The following is a 17,226-nucleotide window of genomic DNA, read 5'->3' as shown; positions in this document are numbered from 1 at the left end:
AATCTCGTTAATGGAACGACTTCCAAAACTCGCCTTCTTTATTGATGATTGAATCGATCTCCGTAAATGGAATCTCGAATGTCGGGAATCCGGCTGCAAAAGCTGCGATTTCATATGGCTGAAAGTAGATGAATAGAGATCTATCATTCACATAGAACGGCTGATTGGGACTGATCCCTTTGTATGCATCCGGGAAGTAGTAACCATCCTCCGCGGCGGCAATCTGCTTGCCGATTATCTCGCTCAGCACCTTTACATAATCGCTGCCTGGTTTGAAAAGGTCCTTTAAAACATAGATGCTTCCATTCTTTATATTGACCGGCACTTCTATCTGACTTGGCATGCCGTGAGCTGCCCCAAATGGGAAATTATAGCCGAAGAGCTCCAGGATGAGCAATGCCTTTTGAAAAAATCTCACAGAGAAGTCACCGGTATAGCTGTAGTCGAGCTGTGCATTCGGATCAATCGGCTTTACCTGGGATTTCTTTTTCAGCACTTGATTTACACGTTTCTCGGCGTTTTCATCTTTCATCCCATCCAATTGGGGGAAATACACTAGGTAATCCTTATTTGGCATGAATTTTTCCTCACGGATAAATATCTTACCAGTTAAGGGGATGGTAATATTTTGGGAATAGACAACATTGCCGTTTCTGGCATAGTACGTTAGTCGCTGGTCAACAAAGGCCTTAATGATGCTCCCCGCCAATGTAAGTGTGCCTATTCCCCTAATCACAGGAAGACCCGTTGCTCGGGTGCCCTTTTTATTGATGAAGAAGCTCGTTTCGTCTTGAGTGACAGAGCTATAGGAATCTTGATAATCATTTACACTGCTGAAGAGAAAATCAGTCAGCAGCTTTCCGCTTTGGGTATCTGCAATCGCATAAACCGAACCCAAATAAGGTTCCGCTGCATTGATCGCCTTGCCAACGGATGCCCGGTTTCCCCCGAGTATATTGATATCATTGTATTTAGGCGGGATGATATAAGTTCCCTTTTTATCAATCAATCCGAACTCATTCTTATAATCAGTGGAAGCATTCACTACTGCCCTGCCATCCTTAAAAGGCAATGCCATGCCAAACTTCGGCTCAATGACCACCTTCCCTGCCTCATCCACATACCCCATCTTATCCTGATATGTTTTCTGGAATGACAGCAAACCCTCGCTGTACCCGTTCATCTGTTCATAGGGAAACGTCTGAAGCTGTTTGCCGCTCGGGTCAAGCAACGCATATTCCTTATCCTTCACTTGGACAAGACCTCTGCCATCATTAAAATCAAAAGCATACTGGTACTTGGCTGGAATGATCTCCTTGCCATTCAAATCCAGGTAGCCATATACCATCTTTCCGTCTTTATCAGTTATCTGAAAGACAGCTCTCCCTTCTTGAAAAGGGCTGATAAATGAATACGGCGTGCTCGTCAGCTCTTTACCTTTTTCATTTATGATCAAAAATCCCTTATCATTGATCGCAACAGCACGGCCTTCAGTAAAAGCTGAGATGGAACTGTATTTCGGTTCCACGACAAAGCGGCCAGCCTGATTGATCACCCCGGCACCCTTCAGCCTGACAATGGCCAAACCATTTTCCTGAAAATCACTTGCATCCTCATATTGAGGCTTTAATACAAACTTTCCCGTTTCGTTGATATACCCCCACTTTGTCCCTTGCACCGTCCTCACCGAAGCAGGAAACAAACGCGGTAAAACACGTTTAAACCACATAGCCGCAACTCCCCATAAATAGCATTTTCCGTATTATATGGGATGGGGGGGGAATGGGTGTTTGAAGGACTTTTAATGGGAGGAAGGAAGAATGGGATGTAAGCAAACCCTATCAAAAATTGTTTAATTTCTGCGGTAATGAGAGGTCATGGCTATTGAGACCGCCATTTTCTCTTTTCCTCTGTTTCGCGGTCTCATTCCGGGCTTTTGAAACCGCCATTTTTTCTTTTCATCTGTTTTGTGGTCTCATTCCGGGCTTTTGAAACCGCCATTTTTTCTTTTCATCTGTTTTGTGGTCTCATTTCGGGCTTTTGAGACGGTCATTTTCTCTTTTCCTCTGTTTCGCGGTCTCATTCCCACATCAAAAAAAAAGAGCCTCCCCCTCAATGTCCACAACACAGAAGTCAACGCTCCAACAATATCAATCTTTTTCCCGCCTTACCTCGAACATCACCAATACGGCTACCCCGAAAACTATTCCAACAACCCATTTCAACACTGTCTCCACACTTACTCCACCTAGCTGCCTTTCCTCCAAATCAACTATATTTATCGGTGCCGTCCCCTTCCCAAGCTCTTCAAGGTCCTCTTCTGCGAGTGAAATATCACTGCTTCTGCCACAGTCCATAATATACATTACCCCGTCACGAGAGTAAGGATAAAGAAGGTATTCATTTCCTACCTGAAAGTCAAAAGTACAGCTGCTGGAGCTGTCAGTATAAATTTTAGCTTGTGAATCCTCCATCCCCTTCCAGGATTCAGAAACGGAAAAGAGCACCTCATCGTAACGCTCGCCGTCAGACCTGGTTTGATTTTTATGAATTTTTAGCACGGTGCCCCTGAATACCGCTGTGGCAACTTCCTTCGCTTCGGTTGCAGAATCAGGAGGGTCACAATCACATGCCATCGCAGAAGGTGCTGGAAAAATAATTACCGATAAAACCGTAACCAACATGAAAAGCTTCAGTACTTTTTTTATCACAATTCCCCCTTTGGATCAGGTCACTTTCCCAACCTAAATTGAACCCTTATCCTCTCCAATAATTCCTCATGATCTCATCCACCCAGGCTGGCTGCCGCACCTGTCCCTTTGGCAAAAACTCTTTCATCACCGGCTTGATATCTATAACTGGAGTCCCGTCTATGCAATCCATACCAGCGACTACAAGTATTCTTCCCTCTCGTTTAAGTAGCTTTACCGTTGTCAGGCCTATCCGGTTAGGCCTGTTCTTTCCTCGCTGGGCAAAAATGCCGACCTTTGGTAGCCTCTCGTCATTTCTGGGATGCCTCGCTCCTGGAATGATTTTTTCTTCATCCACTTTATGAAAGTGAAAAAGCACCTCAAGATGGGAAAACTCCTCTATCCCGTCCAGGGCATCAATCGGAAACGCATCATCCAGGATGATCCTCGTTTCGATTCCATCCCAATGGTCGTCCTCGATTACTGCTCTGTCATTTTTGGCAATTGCGATTGGTTTTACCATTATCATCTCTATCAGTCTCCCGTTTCAATGGATTTCTCCACAGCATCCTTTTTCCGCAAAATCTCTCCAACAGCGCAAACCAGCAACAAACACCCAAATAAATTCAGGAAAAAACTTGGTGAGAGGACATTAACAAGCGAAAGACCTATCATTGCAAATCCTACAAGTAAATAATGATGCACCGCATGCAAATGATATTCCTTCTGCTCTATATGCCAGGCCCTGAAATAGCCCTGCTGGAAACCCAATAATACTTGGATAAACAGTACTACATAAGGTAGGGAGTCGAACGGGGAACGAATCAGTCCCACTGCGAGATAGAGCGCCCCCATCCCTGTGTAAACTAGAAAAATAAAGGATTGCCCCTTATTTTTTTTCGCCTGATAAACCCGGTATCCCCATGCAGCTGCAAAAGAGAACATGGCAAAAAACCATGCAAAGAGTGTATACGTCATGGAGGCCTCTTTCAGCCAAATGATGTAATAGGGCAAGATGGCGACATTCCCTACTGTCACAATGAGGGGGATATTTTTCATGATGCGTTTCCTTCTTTTAGATAGTAGTCATAAAATAGATTCTGGAATACTTCATTCGGATCTCTTTGCAATTTCTCCTCCTGAAATTCTTCCCAATCTGGATAAGATTCCTTGAACTGTTCCTTAGACTGATAGCGATAGTAAGGAAGATAATAGGTACCGCCATGCTCAAGGGTCAGGTCAGTCCAATTTTGAATGATTTTTTTTGCACCCTCTATCTCTTCTTCCTGCAATCCATGCTGAATAAGAATCACCAGGCCGAGCATATCCTCGCTCGCATAGTTTAATGAGGTCACATCGTCCTTTGCGGCATAGCGGACAGTGATGTTGTGCACTTTGAAGTCATCCCCGCTGTCATTGGAAGAGAGCAATTCCTTCAGATCCTTAAGGTACTCTTCATAGGAATCGACAGGAACAAAATATTCCTGCAGCACCTCGACACGTCCCGGCGTGGTGTATTCCATGAAAGTTGACTCTGAACGCATTACATTATTCCTGGTAACCGTTTTACCATCGATGGAACCGATATAATGCCTTTGAGATTCCCAGAACAGGTCCTCGAGCTTACCACCTTTTCGACCAATATCAAGTGCAAGCTTACTTATGCGAATTCCTTGTTCATTTTTTAAAGGAGTATCCTTGTCGGTCTCTCCTGTGTAGTCATAATTGATGGCATACATTTCTTCGAGGAATGTTTCCGGAGCAACACTGACCCTTGCGTAATGCATCGCTGTCTTATCGTCGTCCATTAATTTTTGAAAATAATCTTCATACTGCTCGGTTTTCAACTCCTCCGTCCTGATGGTGTAGACGTCATTGTCCGTCAATTCCAACGTGACATCCAATATGATCCCGAATAGTCCATAACCTCCGAACACATACTTCATCCATTCTTCCGGGTCATCCCTCTTCACCGTGATGATTTCACCAGTCGGGGTTAAGAGTGTCATCTCCTCCACCGTTCCAGCCATTGGGCCAAAACGGATATCGCGTCCGTGGGCATTGACGGAAAGGGAGCCGCCTATCGTAAAAATGGATTGAGATTGTGTCACCTTCAGTGCAAGTCCATATGGCGTGATGGCTTCCTGGACATCTTCCCAGGACGCTCCCGCCTCGACTCGGACTGTTTTGTTCTCCTCATCAATTTCCAGGATCTTATCCATACTGCGCATATCCAGTACGACACCATCTTTATAGTAGGTATGGCCGCCCTGTGAGTGCTGCAGTCCGGCAAGAGAGATTTTGTATCCCTCTTCATTTGCCTCTTTGATAATTTTCTGTATTTCCGAACGGTTTTCCGCATCAACTACTCTTTCGATCCTCTCAGGAAGCAGCCCTGTATAATCCGTTGCGAGATTGCTTTGTGTCAGCCCATATTTTCTTTTTTCGATTGGGATGTTCCATATGATCAAACTTAGGAATGTTACAACCAATATTCCAAGAAACCATGGACGCTTCGTCATTTTTGTTATTGTCTGCATAGCAACACCTACATGTAATAATTTTGTAATATTTATCTACTATTCTATTATTCACCAGAGTAGCGACATTTCCTCTTTTTGCTAAAAAAAGAGCGCTTCCCCAGTTATAGGAAAGCGCAAATTCATTATTTATTGGTCAAGCCATTATGGTCAGTCGCGGCCGGTGGCTGTTCCATCCAGCCATTATCAATCAATAGATTAGCCCCATCTTCCGCTAACATCCCCATTTCACCTATCATTCGTGCATAGCCTGCTGCCAGATCCCTTCGTTGGCTTACCGATAAAGCTTCGCCATAATATCCGATTGCAGAAGAGAGCAAGGTAGAAATATGAAAAAGCATAAGCTTATCGGAAAATGGGGAGACCGTAGAATCAGTTACTTCTGTCTCAAGTATCTTTGGTACATGCAAATTGTCTTCTTTCAACATGGTGGAAAGGATATCAAAATGCTTTTGACAGACTTTTCTTGCCCTTACCATGTATTCTCGCACTTCTTTTGATTGTGCGACTTGAGCGAAACCTAATTCCATAACCATCTTGGCCATTGTCTTCTGCAAGTTCAGGTAGGTTCCACTGATTTCCACAGCGTTGATCGGTCTACGATTACCAAACCAACCCGTTAAAAAATTTTGTTTTTTAACAAAATCTATTTTATGTTGATTATTCAATACAGGCGGTTTTGTTACGATTCCTTTTGCCAACATCACCTTTGTTGCTCTCGAGTATAGTTCCATTGTTTCGTTGGTGCATTCAATTAGGTATTTTATATAATCTTCCCTATGTGAACTGCTTACTGCACCTGCATATCTTGTCATCCCGTGGATAGTCATAACCTGTATATAGACAATCATATATGTATCAGTAAAAAGGCGGGGTGCATCCACTTTGACATCTTCATCAGTAAATCCAATTGGAATTGGCAGACCTTCCTGATTAAAAAATTGTATTAACTTTCCCAAGTGTGCTTCTGCCAGTTGGAGGGCATAATTAAGTACATCCCTTATATTTTCATCATCTACATGGTGTAAAAAGTAGCGAAGAATACAACGTGACAAACTATCATTTAAGTATTGTGACCAAATAATACCAAGTTCCGATGCTGTGCTTTTATATTTATGGTTATCCATCGTTAGCCCTCCCACAGATACTTTCGAATGTAGTTTAACCGTGGGTTGTGATATTAATACTTTTTAATACACAGAGGTTTGATGATACCACTCCCTCTAAATTTTATATACTAAAGCATTTATAGAATCTCTTACTTTTTGGAAAATCTTATTCCGTTTGATCTCCAAATTTTCACTTAAACCAATCTGGAATTGGATCTCGTAAGGTTCGATCCCTATAAGATATCCCTTGATCTCCTCTCTCTGGTGATACAGCATCTGAAAAAGGTGAAGATTATGAGGGGAGATATCCAGAGTATTATTTTCATGCAGATTGCCAAGAGAATACACCGTTATTTCACCTGGGTCTTTTCCAGAACGAACGGCATCAATGATAATAACAAAGGATGCCCCCTCCAACTGTTCGAGGCAGTAGTCGATATCCGATTCTCCTACAATATATTCAATGGGGGATCCCTGCTCCTTTTCTGCTAATTCCTGTACGAGATAAATGCCAATTCCATCATCCATCATTAACAAGTTTCCAATACCCAAAACAATTATTTTTTCCATCAGAACACCTTTATCGTTTTCACTTTTTTCCCCGGGCGGTATACATGGGTGGCACAGGACATACAAGGATCGAAAGAACGCAGAATTCTTCCTATCTCAGCAGGCTTATCCGGATTCTCGATAGGTGTACCGATTAATGCCTCTTCCGCAACACCAAGGTATCCATTATCATCTCTGGTAGAAAAATCCCAGGTGGATGGGGTGATGATTTGATAAAAAGATAACTTCTTATCTTCAATTTTGAGCCAATGCCCTAATGCCCCTCTTGTTGTATCCACAAGTCCTCTTCCGGCTGCTGTTTGTGGAAGCTCGTATTTTTTCTGCACATCTATATCCGGGATAAGCTGCCTGAGAAGAATGTTCATGATTTCAGCAATCTTTTTTGCCTCCAGTGCTCTGGCGATCGTGCGATCCATTGCGGATATGCCGTTGTCATATGACTCACTGAGGATGAGCCTTGCAAGCGGGCCGACCTCAAAGGGAAGGTTGTCATAACGAGGAGCCTTCACCCAGGAATAGGCCTTTTTCTTGTCCATATCCGGCCCTGGTACTACATCATCCGGTTTATATGTGGTTTCTTTAGATTTGTACCAGGAATAATCAATTTTTTCCTTGATTTTATTTTCATCGAATGGTTTTACAGAATCCATCGTTGAAACAAGAGGATTTACATATAAGGTACCTAATTCTTCATAATGGTCAAATGCCCCATAGCTTAATAGGTTGCCATATCCTCCACCCATCCGGAAATAATCTGGATAGTAGCGGGCAATGTCATAAACATCAGGTATCATCTTCTCCTCAATAAATAAAGAGATTTTTTGTAGGATCGAATCAAGATGTACCACTTTTTCTGCTGTAGCCTGTGTCGTGATCCCTCCAATAAATACGCCATGATTATGAGGGGCTTTCCCTCCCAACACAGCCAGCATCTGATGGGCCAGACGACTTATTGGCAGAGAATCAAAGTAGTGCTTGGATATTCGATTATTGATAGCTTTGGGCAATCTGAAATCATCATGATCCGACTCTAAAAGGGTGTTTTGGTCCATCTTCACAAAGTCCGGAACTGTGTATTGATAAAAGTGGCGGATGTGGTTTTGCAAAAACTCACAGCAATGAATGATGTCTCTTAAGTATCTGCCTTGTTCCATTGGTTGTATGTTCAATGCATCCTCCAAAGCCAGGGAAGAAGCCATGGAGTGCGCAGCCGAGCAGATGCCGCATATCCTCTGTGTAAAATAAACCGCATCAAACGGATTTCGGCCCACGAGCATCTGCTCAAAGCCACGAAATAGATTCCCTTTCGTTTTAGCCTCCACCACCTGGTTTTGTTCAATGATAACATCTATTTCCATAAATCCGCTTATTCTCGTCAAAGGGTTGATAACCACTCGTTTTCTAATCTTCCTTCACCGTCCTTGTCGTATCAAAACTAATGAACGGAGCCATGGCATCCGGAAAGCCGAACTGTGCACATCCGATACATGGTGTATTGTCCCCTATCGGCCAATTCACATGGCCATTCCATTGCCTGGTCGGACAATCCACCCTTGTTACCGGCCCGCGGCAGCCGAGCTTGAACAGGCAGGTTTTATCTCCCAGCTTTTCAGCAAAAATGCCACGATCAAAGAATGGCCTTCTTGGACAGCGGTCATGAATGAGGGTACTATAAAACATTAACGGTCGGCCTAAATTATCTGTTTCCGGCTCACCGTACAAAAGCAAGTGCGCCAATGTACCCAAAAACCAGTCAGGATGAACCGGGCACCCGGGAAGCTTAATCAATTCCTTTTCAGGGAGGACCGTCTGCAGACCGACAGATTCAGATGGATTGGGCTTGGCTGCCGATACCCCGCCGTGAGTGGCACATGCACCCACCGCTAAGATATGGGAGGCTTTTTGTCCCAGTATTGTAGCTGCCTCCAAACCAGTTAGGGGATTGCCTTTCCAACGGCCGATTACATTATACAAGCCGTTGTTTTTTAGGGCGACGGCCCCTTCAACTGCCAAAATGTATTCCTCGTCCAGCGAATCCATCAACTTTTCTATTGCCATCTCTCCCTCTGAAACCATCAAACTGTTACTATAGCGGATATTGACCATCGAATTGAACATATACTCAAAATCGGGATTCTGTCCGTTCAAAAGAGATATAATATTGCCGGAGCAGCCATTCAGCTCAAGGTAGACGAGATTTTTCTTCTTAATTAGACCACTGTTTATCTTCTCCATGGCAGCAGCTGTCAATCTTGCGGATATGGCTTCGTTTGTCAATGGCTCAGGAGGTAAAATTAGTCCATCCATTACACCAGCCTCCCTATTATTGGAAGTGTGGCAAGTATAGATTGCTGACCAGCATGGCAGGAAGCAAATTCCTGTGTATAATCCTTGCCGGCTGTTAAGGCAAAGTGAGTTGCAGCAGCCCAAGCCCGGTTGTTCGTGACATCATAGACGATGCCGTTTACGGCGACATATGCTGGCATTCCATTCTTACCATTAAAGCGTGCCAATTCTTCAGCAGTGAAATCCTTTTGATTTGTTTGTGGTAAAGTTTGACCTGGCAATGGAGTGATTGGTGGTATTTGCGACTGAGTGTTAGTCCCCTGGTGAGAAACTCCCTGGGGAGGTGATGAAGAAGACTTATAGCAAGCCATCACTTGGTTTGCCAGAAGTTCGCTGAGAAACTGGATGCTTGATATCGAGTCCCAGAGCCGTTGAAGAATTTGCGGCTTCATGGATTGGTCGTTAAGGTTGGAAAGTGTATAAAGATCGTATCGCGCCTGTGTAACAAGGTGATTCAATTGTTGTCTGAGCATTTCAACGTTTTGCATATTATGCCCCCCTTGAAGCGACAGTTCCATTTTATGCGATTGGGATTCTAGATGGTCAACAAATTCTAGGCAGTAGAAGACCAGAAAGCCGATGAAGCCTTCTTGTCGTACCGATTGGTGTCCTTAAAAGAAGTTTTCCTGAGGGATTTTTACAGGAAGTTATACTGCCGATAACCTCTGCATCCTTTCCAAATGGGTGTCTCTTCAGGATCTCAAGTGCTTTTTGCTGTTGAGCGGCGTTGACAATCATGACAACTTTACCTTCATTTGCAAGATAAAGAGGATCGAAGCCTAAAATATCGCATGCTCCATGCACATCTCTGCGTACTGGTATAGAGGTTTCCTCAAGTTCGACCGTAAAATGAAAATCTTCACATAGCTCGAATAGTGTAGTAGCCAATCCCCCGCGGGTTGGATCTCTCATTAATCGAATTCCATCGAGTTCATGCAGGAGTTCTTGGATAAGTCGATTTAATGATGCGCAATCACTCGCCACTTCTGTAATAAGTCCCAGCTCTTTCCTGGCAGCAAGGATCGAGATGCCATGATCGCCGATTGTCCCGCTTACAATTACTGAATCACCCTCCTGGACAGTATCGGGATTCAGTCTCCATTCATCTCGAACCAGCCCGATTCCTGTTGTATTTATGAATAATCCATCCGCGTTACCTTTTTCCACTACTTTTGTATCACCGGCAATGATTTTCACACCCGCTGTTTCCGCTTCTGTGGCCATACTTTGAACGACCTCTTTTAAATCACCGAGGGGAAAACCCTCTTCTATAATGAAACCGACGGTAATGATCAGCGGGAGTGCTCCGCAAACGGATAGATCGTTGACGGTACCCGAAATCGCCAGCTTCCCTATGTTTCCACCAGGAAAGAAAATCGGCTTTACCACATAGCTATCCGTTGATACTGCCATTTTCTTTGTTGGACTGTTGAAAAAGGCAGCATCCAATTGTTTACTTTCATTTGAACCGAAGGCCTTGATGAACACATCACGAATGAGCCGGTGTGTCAATTCCCCACCTTCTCCGTGAGCCAGACTGATCCTCTGAACCACATTCATTCCTCCCACATGTATTGATAATGGGCAGCACAGGTTCCTTCGGTGGAAACCATGCATGGCCCAATTGGATTTAACGGCGTACAGCCCTTCTTGAACAAGGAACATTCCTCCGGCGTAATCAATCCCCGAATGATTTCCCCGCATCGGCACTTCGTTTTTCTGGGTTCCTCACATGCAACTTTATACCTCTTTTTCGCATCAAATTGCGCATATTTTTCTTTCAAAACTAATCCGCTGTCAGGAATGGAGCCCATCCCGCGCCACGCCTCATCGTATGGCATCAAGTATTCTTCCATTAACTGTTGTGCAACCAGATTTCCTTCCTCTTTTACAACATATGTATAATCATTGAGGATATCCACCTTTTTATTAAGTTGAAGTTCTATCAATTTATAGATTCCGCTAAGCAATTGAACAGGCTCAAACCCGGTAATGACTCCCGAAATGGCGTAATCCTCCACCAAATAATGGTACGTCTGTTTACCCAGGACCACTGAAACGTGACCTGGTAAAAGGAAACCGTCCAGATGCACTTCTCCAGAATCAAGTAACGCTCTTAATACTGGTTCCACCAATTTGGTCGTCATCCAGATAGAATAATTTTTCAGATCCTTTTTCATTGCCTCCTGAACAGCAAGCGCCAAGATTGGAATGGTCGTTTCAAATCCGATCCCCAGGAAAATGACTTCTTTATTTGGATTTTCTTCCGCAATTTTAACGCTGTCTATAGGTGAATAGACAACCCGGATATCCTTGCCTTCCGTTTTCGCTTTCATCAAGGAAAATTTCGACCCCGGAACGCGCATCATATCCCCAAATGTACATAATATCCTATCCGCTCCCTCTGAGAGTTGTATCATGGCATCGATGGACTTCTGATCAGTGACGCAAACAGGGCATCCCGGCCCGGCTATCAGGCAGACATGCTCTTTTAATCTATTTTTAATTCCGGTCCGGGCCAAAGCCATCGTATGTGACCCACATACCTCCATGAATACCGGTTTCCTACCTCTTTCTAATTTGAATTTCTCAGCTATTCCAATAACTGCAGTAAGTGAATCCCGTGTCAGGGTTGCTTCAGAAAACATTTCCATGTCCTTCATTCAGCACTTTCCTCCATTCTTCTATACTTTCATTGGCATACTGCTCATCGACGATGGTCATGGCCTGGCCGGCATGAAGCAAGACATAATCATTCTCTTTCACCTCGGGGACAAAAATGGTACCAACATACATCCTCGAACCCATCACATCGACAAGCGCAAGTTGGTTATGAATTTCTATCACCCTTGCAGGTACTCCGATGCACAAAAATCATCACCACCTTTTTTGTTCTGGGCTATCGCCTGAGAAGCAATAATTATTTGTCCCAATGATAATCCTCCATCATGGCAAGGTACATTCCGTTGTATATAAACATTGAATCCTTCTTTTTGAAGAGAGCATTGAATATTCCTGGCAAGATAGACATTTTGGAAGGATCCGCCGGACAACACAACGTCTTTATTTAAATCAGGTCTCATTTTCATAAGGCGTAGAATGGTGTCCACACAGCAGGAAACAATGGTCCGATGGAATTTTTGGATGATAGTGGGAAGTGGTTGTCGATTTAACCTTTCCTGGACGATTTGATAAATCATGGGAGAGAAATCGACCTGAAGTTGATCGCTAATGTTTTTCTTTATGTGATATGGATAGGTGGTCGCCGAACTGTCCATTGGTTCTCTTAGCATATAATCTGATAGTTTAATAGCTGCCTCCCCTTCATATGTTGAAATGGTACATATGCCAAGTATGGCACTGATTGAATCAAACAAGCGCCCACATGTCCCTGCCATAGGAGTATGAAGGTTGTTGTTGATTAGGTTGGACAGGATACTTATTTCAGATGACTTTTCTGGAAAAAGGTTCCGGGATAATTCCACCCCCTCTTGCCCCCAGTAAAAAGTGAGCATACCAACCGCATTCCGCCAAGGTTCCTTCACCGCGATTTCCCCTCCAGGAAGTGGTGTATATTGCAGATGGGCAAGACGTTCAAAGGAAGCGGCGTCACCATATAAAAATTCAAATCCCCAAATCCTACCGTCTTCCCCGTACCCTGTCCCATCCAATATGATGCCTAAACAAGGTTTTTTAAGACCATTGTCCTCCATACAGGACACATGATGGGCATGATGATGCTGGATTGCTATTAATTTACCTTCCGATTCTTTCCCAATGTAGGAAGTCGCATAAAGCGGATGCTTATCAACTGCCAAGTATTTCCCCTTCACACCAAGCCATGCCTTAAAATGCTGAAGCTGTTCTTGAAAGGACTGAATCATTTCTTCATTATCCAAATCCCCAATATGTGGACTTAGAACGATATGTTGCTGCTTGCCAACAGCAAATGTATTTTTCTGATTTCCGCCTAAGGCAATGATTTCATCCACTTTGAAATAGGTTTTGATTGGGTCAGGGACCATGCCTCTCCCCTGCCTGAGATATAGCATGTTTTCCCTATCAAATTGAACGACAGAATCATCTATGGGAAGATAAATATTCCGGTTATGATTTAACAAATAATCACTGATATCTTTTATATGTTCGAGACAGTCTGATTTATAAAGGATGGGGTATCCAGACGGATTTGCACTTGTCATGACCAGGCAATCCAACATATCATTTTCAAATAAAAGATGGTGAAGTGGTGTATAAGGCAACATGATACCAAGAGTGGAAAGCCCTGGAGAGAGATTTTCCGGCAATAGGCGCCCCTTTTTCTTCTGTAAAACCACTATTGGCATTTCAGGACCAGTGAGTATTTCTTCTTCGCTTTTAGTAATGTGGCAGAGTGATTTTGCCACCTCTAAGGACTTTACCATGATGCCCAGAGGTCTATGTGGCCGCTTCTTTCTTAATCTGATTTTGTGAATCGCTTCTGCTTGATTGGCATCGCAAGCTAAATGATAACCACCAATTCCCTTTATTGCGATAATGTTTCCTTTTTTAATTAGATTCACAGTTTCAGTAATAGCATCATAGTCATCTGCTACAGCAATCCCATCTCGATTATGAAGCGTAATTGTCGGACCGCACACTGGGCAGCAGATCGGTTGAGCATGATGCCTGCGATCCCCAGGGTCTTCATACTCTTTCTGGCAGTCCCCGCACATAGCAAACTCTTTCATAGTCGTATTCGGTCTATCATATGGGAGCGCCTGAACGATTGTATATCGTGGTCCACACTGGGTGCAATTGATGAATGGATATCGGTATCTGCGATTTTGTGGATCTTTCATTTCTTCCACACACTGATCGCATATCGCAGCATCAGCTGAGATCCTTGGGATGGAGCTGCCGCTACCTTGACTAGAAATAATTGTAAAATCTTGAAAATTTCCATTAGGTATTTCTTTTATAATTATCTCATTAATTTTTGCCAGTTTAGGAGGAGACTTTTGCAGATCACCAACCATGTTATTTAGATTGTCCGAATCGCCTTCTACATGAATGATGACACAATCGAGGTTATTGTGAACGGTACCATGAAGTTTATATTTTTTTGAAAGGGCATAGATAAAAGGCCGGAAGCCAACTCCCTGCACTCTCCCCTTTACCATTATCCTTAATGTTTTACGAATTGATGATATACATCCTTTATCCAGTTTATCCATTCTTCCATCCCTTCCCCCGTTTTCGCGGATAATGCCGTAAACTGTGCATGTGGATTTATGGCATGTAAATCGTTTCTTGCTTCTTCAAGGTTGAAAGACACATAAGGTAGGAGATCTATTTTATTTAAAACCGTTACATCTGTACGCCTAAACATGACCGGATATTTCGGGATTTTATCATTCCCTTCCGGAACACTTAAAATAACTACCTTATAATCTTGTCCCAAATCATACCCCGAAGGACAAACGAGGTTCCCGATATTTTCGATGAATAGAATATCCACCTTCTTCAAATCGAGTTCCGGCAATACTTTGGCAATCATCCTTGCATCGAGGTGACAGCCGCCCACCGTATTTATTTGTACCGTTTTTATGCCATGTGCACGTAATCTCTGGGCATCCAAGTCCGTTGCAAGGTCTCCTTCAATCACCGCGATAGCAAACTCATTTGACAGAGCTTTTACCGTTTCTTCAAGCAAAGTTGTTTTTCCTGATCCAGGAGAGCTCATTAAGTTAATAACAAGGGTTTTGTTTTTAGAGAAGGCAGCTCTATTGAAATCCGCAGCCTTGTTCAAATCTTTTAATACTTCTTCTTTAAGTCTCACTTTCATCTTCATCACTTCCTTCATATGATTCCACCCGGAAGGTTTCACCAGAAACCAACAAACAGTCTGTCAGCCCGCAGTTTGGACAAAGTGCTATGCGGTAGTCGGGTTCAAACTCGTGCATACAGGATTGACATTTTGCTTTCGCCGCCTCACGGATTATGGATAATTCCGTCTTTTCACTCAGAATTCCATAGCCCTCTTTGCGAAAATAATCAAATGCCAGCTCCATGGCATCAGGCAATACATTAGAAAAGTCTCCGACCAGCACCTCTATATGTTTCACTCTTTTAAAACCATATAATCTTGCATCTTCTGAAACTATGTTGATAATCTCCAACATAAGTGACACCTCATGCATAGAAACACCTTCTATTAATTCTTTCCTATATTTTATGTTGGATTGGTATTAATAAGACCTCCTGTTCTATATCACTATTGTTCAAACCAAAGGCGACATCCAATCTTTGGATGCCGCCTGTTTTATACACTATTTCATCATTGTTATTAAACTTTGCAGCACACAATGGCGCCCTTGATGTAGCTAAGTGTGGTTTTATGAATTTCTATTACAAAGTGTATTGATCATACCACCATGGGATTGATCGGTTGAAGTCATCGTGATCCTTCAGCACATCCATTGAATAACCATAAAGGACCTCATATTGGTCCGGTCCCATTTTCATGCCCCAAACAATGGCTGACACGACATGCATGGCACTGTACAAATTGTAAAGCTCCCAAAACTCCTGGGTCACCCCTTTATCTTCATGATATCCATCGACAACTCCTTTAGTAAAAGGGACACTCACTCGCTTGGAGAAGAATCCAAGCTTTTGCAGATCATGGATCGGATCTCCCCAATCCATCCTTTGAAAATCGATGATCCCTGCAAATGCCTTGTTATGAATGACAAGATTGGAGGGATGGAAATCATCATGTTGAAATCGATTTGGCCGCTCCTTCATTAAATGTTCATTTTTTTGGATGTAGCTTTCAATCAATCCCTTCAGACTTTCGTCTATATCTATCTTCTTCAGTTCTTCTAAGTATTTATCGCTTTTTTTCTTTTTAAGGATGTGCCATGGTTCATAGTCAACCGGGGCCTCATATTCATGCAGCTTTTTCAACTCCCTTCCAGCGTCAAATCCGGCATAGTATTGCTCTTTTTCCGTTAATCCTTTCATGGCTGTTTCCGCATCTTCCCCCGGCAGGTAGGTGAGGATCATATATGCTTTATCAAGCTCCTCCAACGTATTGAACTCTACTCCAGCAGGAACATAATCCGAATAAGCTGATAGCGCGTGGATTGTATCGTACTCTTTTCTTCTCAGATTTACATCCTCTTTAGGAAACAATCTCAAAAGGTATTCATTATCGATAATATACTTCTTGTCGAAGGAAAAACCCTTTTTGAGCTCTACAATGCTTTTTGCATTTTTTAGATACGTAATCTTTTCTGGTAACTGACTATCCATTGTATTCCCCTCCTTTTTACAACATGGGGACATGTCCCATGGCCCCAGTTTATCTTATGTATTGTGAAAAGGGGTCTGGCCCCCATTCATGCTATAATGAATGTAGCATTTACAAAGGAGTAATGGAAGATGGATAAAAAAGAAGTAGAAAAGAGAATCATAGAAAACTACCAACAAGAAGAGAACATGATGATTTTAGTGTTTGCCCAATGGTGCGTCAATCATGGACTCGATCCTGAAGCACTTTACATCAAAGCTTACCCAAATCAGGGGAACAACCCTGCTCTATTACAGGCTTTGGAGCTGACCGTATCGAAGGAAGAAGCTGGGGACATCAGCTACGAGACACTTTTAGGGGTGTTATCGCTGTTTGGCAATGATGACCTTGCTTTCGTTGTGAGTGAAGAGATGGAGAGCTTGAAAAAGAATTGAGTAAAATGAAAAGGCGGCATCCGGATTACTGGATGTCGCCTGCTTTATTTCTCATGTTCCTATTCGTGCCGTGCCTCGTGATAAAAGAGATAGAGACGGTAAGTAATCTGCTGTTTAATACCGCCGCCCAGTGAAAAAAAGGGGTGTGACGGTAAGATAGCCGCTTTTTCGTGCCGTCACCCAATGAAAAAAGTGGCTGTGACGGTAAGAAAACCGCTTTTTCGTGCCGTCGCCCAGTGG

At 43.1% G+C, this 17,226-nt stretch carries 18 protein-coding genes; 1 reads left to right on the top strand and 17 read right to left on the bottom strand.

The features are described 5' to 3' along the window. Positions 1 to 7: 7 nt before the first annotated feature. From JOC95_RS15110 to JOC95_RS15030, 17 genes are all read right to left on the bottom strand, one after another. Positions 8 to 1,729: a WG repeat-containing protein gene (locus JOC95_RS15110; RefSeq protein ID WP_204418019.1), complete on the bottom strand. Its 1,722-nt coding sequence runs from the start codon at positions 1,727 to 1,729 to the stop codon at positions 8 to 10. A 421-nt stretch (positions 1,730 to 2,150) separates the two neighbouring features. Beyond that, positions 2,151 to 2,711 carry a hypothetical protein gene (locus JOC95_RS15105; RefSeq protein WP_204418018.1) on the bottom strand — a complete coding sequence of 187 codons (561 nt, stop codon included), beginning with the start codon at positions 2,709 to 2,711 and terminating at the stop codon, positions 2,151 to 2,153. Positions 2,712 to 2,757: 46 nt separating this feature from the next. Then, positions 2,758 to 3,219: a tRNA (N6-threonylcarbamoyladenosine(37)-N6)-methyltransferase TrmO gene (gene tsaA / locus JOC95_RS15100; RefSeq protein WP_204418017.1), complete on the bottom strand. Its 462-nt coding sequence runs from the start codon at positions 3,217 to 3,219 to the stop codon at positions 2,758 to 2,760. Positions 3,220 to 3,224: 5 nt separating this feature from the next. Next, on the bottom strand, positions 3,225 to 3,749 hold the full coding sequence (locus tag JOC95_RS15095; protein ID WP_204418016.1) for a hypothetical protein: 525 nt from the start codon (positions 3,747 to 3,749) through the stop codon (positions 3,225 to 3,227). Next, on the bottom strand, positions 3,746 to 5,230 hold the full coding sequence (locus tag JOC95_RS15090; protein ID WP_204418015.1) for an FAD-binding oxidoreductase: 1,485 nt from the start codon (positions 5,228 to 5,230) through the stop codon (positions 3,746 to 3,748). The genes JOC95_RS15095 and JOC95_RS15090 overlap by 4 nt, the downstream gene beginning before the upstream one ends. 125 nt (positions 5,231 to 5,355) lie before the next feature. Beyond that, the gene (locus JOC95_RS15085) at positions 5,356 to 6,357 is read right to left on the bottom strand and encodes a DUF3231 family protein (RefSeq protein WP_204418014.1); all 1,002 of its coding nucleotides are present in this window, start codon (positions 6,355 to 6,357) and stop codon (positions 5,356 to 5,358) included. Between the two features lie 96 nt (positions 6,358 to 6,453). Then, positions 6,454 to 6,909 carry a hydrogenase maturation protease gene (locus tag JOC95_RS15080; RefSeq protein WP_204418013.1) on the bottom strand — a complete coding sequence of 152 codons (456 nt, stop codon included), beginning with the start codon at positions 6,907 to 6,909 and terminating at the stop codon, positions 6,454 to 6,456. Next, positions 6,909 to 8,288 (bottom strand): nickel-dependent hydrogenase large subunit, encoded by a 1,380-nt coding sequence (locus JOC95_RS15075; protein ID WP_239582938.1) that lies wholly within the window; start codon positions 8,286 to 8,288, stop codon positions 6,909 to 6,911. Before JOC95_RS15075 ends, JOC95_RS15080 begins: the two co-directional genes overlap by 1 nt. 22 nt (positions 8,289 to 8,310) lie before the next feature. Next, positions 8,311 to 9,216, bottom strand: a complete 906-nt coding sequence (locus tag JOC95_RS15070; protein ID WP_204418012.1) for a hydrogenase small subunit — start codon at positions 9,214 to 9,216, stop codon at positions 8,311 to 8,313. Continuing rightward, positions 9,216 to 9,743: a cytochrome b5 domain-containing protein gene (locus JOC95_RS15065; RefSeq protein ID WP_204418011.1), complete on the bottom strand. Its 528-nt coding sequence runs from the start codon at positions 9,741 to 9,743 to the stop codon at positions 9,216 to 9,218. Before JOC95_RS15065 ends, JOC95_RS15070 begins: the two co-directional genes overlap by 1 nt. A 55-nt stretch (positions 9,744 to 9,798) precedes the next feature. Then, positions 9,799 to 10,815 carry a hydrogenase expression/formation protein HypE gene (hypE, locus tag JOC95_RS15060; RefSeq protein WP_204418010.1) on the bottom strand — a complete coding sequence of 339 codons (1,017 nt, stop codon included), beginning with the start codon at positions 10,813 to 10,815 and terminating at the stop codon, positions 9,799 to 9,801. Further along, the gene (gene hypD, locus JOC95_RS15055; RefSeq protein ID WP_204418009.1) at positions 10,812 to 11,918 is read right to left on the bottom strand and encodes a hydrogenase formation protein HypD; all 1,107 of its coding nucleotides are present in this window, start codon (positions 11,916 to 11,918) and stop codon (positions 10,812 to 10,814) included. Before hypD ends, hypE begins: the two co-directional genes overlap by 4 nt. Further along, on the bottom strand, positions 11,893 to 12,126 hold the full coding sequence (locus tag JOC95_RS15050; protein ID WP_204418008.1) for a HypC/HybG/HupF family hydrogenase formation chaperone: 234 nt from the start codon (positions 12,124 to 12,126) through the stop codon (positions 11,893 to 11,895). The genes hypD and JOC95_RS15050 overlap by 26 nt, the downstream gene beginning before the upstream one ends. Further along, positions 12,099 to 14,471 (bottom strand): carbamoyltransferase HypF, encoded by a 2,373-nt coding sequence (gene hypF / locus JOC95_RS15045; protein ID WP_239582937.1) that lies wholly within the window; start codon positions 14,469 to 14,471, stop codon positions 12,099 to 12,101. The genes JOC95_RS15050 and hypF overlap by 28 nt, the downstream gene beginning before the upstream one ends. Continuing rightward, positions 14,423 to 15,082 (bottom strand): hydrogenase nickel incorporation protein HypB, encoded by a 660-nt coding sequence (gene hypB, locus JOC95_RS15040; RefSeq protein WP_204418121.1) that lies wholly within the window; start codon positions 15,080 to 15,082, stop codon positions 14,423 to 14,425. The genes hypF and hypB overlap by 49 nt, the downstream gene beginning before the upstream one ends. Then, positions 15,066 to 15,419: a hydrogenase maturation nickel metallochaperone HypA/HybF gene (locus JOC95_RS15035; RefSeq protein WP_239582936.1), complete on the bottom strand. Its 354-nt coding sequence runs from the start codon at positions 15,417 to 15,419 to the stop codon at positions 15,066 to 15,068. Before JOC95_RS15035 ends, hypB begins: the two co-directional genes overlap by 17 nt. A gap of 226 nt (positions 15,420 to 15,645) precedes the next feature. Then, positions 15,646 to 16,554, bottom strand: coding sequence for an aminoglycoside phosphotransferase family protein (locus JOC95_RS15030; RefSeq protein ID WP_204418006.1), 909 nt, complete (start codon positions 16,552 to 16,554; stop codon positions 15,646 to 15,648). A gap of 129 nt (positions 16,555 to 16,683) precedes the next feature. Between JOC95_RS15030 and JOC95_RS15025 the strand changes: the two genes are divergently transcribed. Next, complete coding sequence (locus JOC95_RS15025; protein WP_204418005.1) at positions 16,684 to 16,986, top strand: hypothetical protein; 303 nt, start codon at positions 16,684 to 16,686, stop codon at positions 16,984 to 16,986. Positions 16,987 to 17,226 lie beyond the last annotated feature (240 nt).

The sequence above is a fragment of the Sutcliffiella tianshenii genome, assembly GCF_016908565.1.
In the GTDB taxonomy this organism is placed as follows: Bacteria; Bacillota; Bacilli; order Bacillales; family Bacillaceae_I; genus Sutcliffiella_A; species Sutcliffiella_A tianshenii.
The sequence above is the reverse complement of the archived record's forward strand: the minus strand, read 5'-3'. Positions and strand labels throughout refer to the sequence as shown.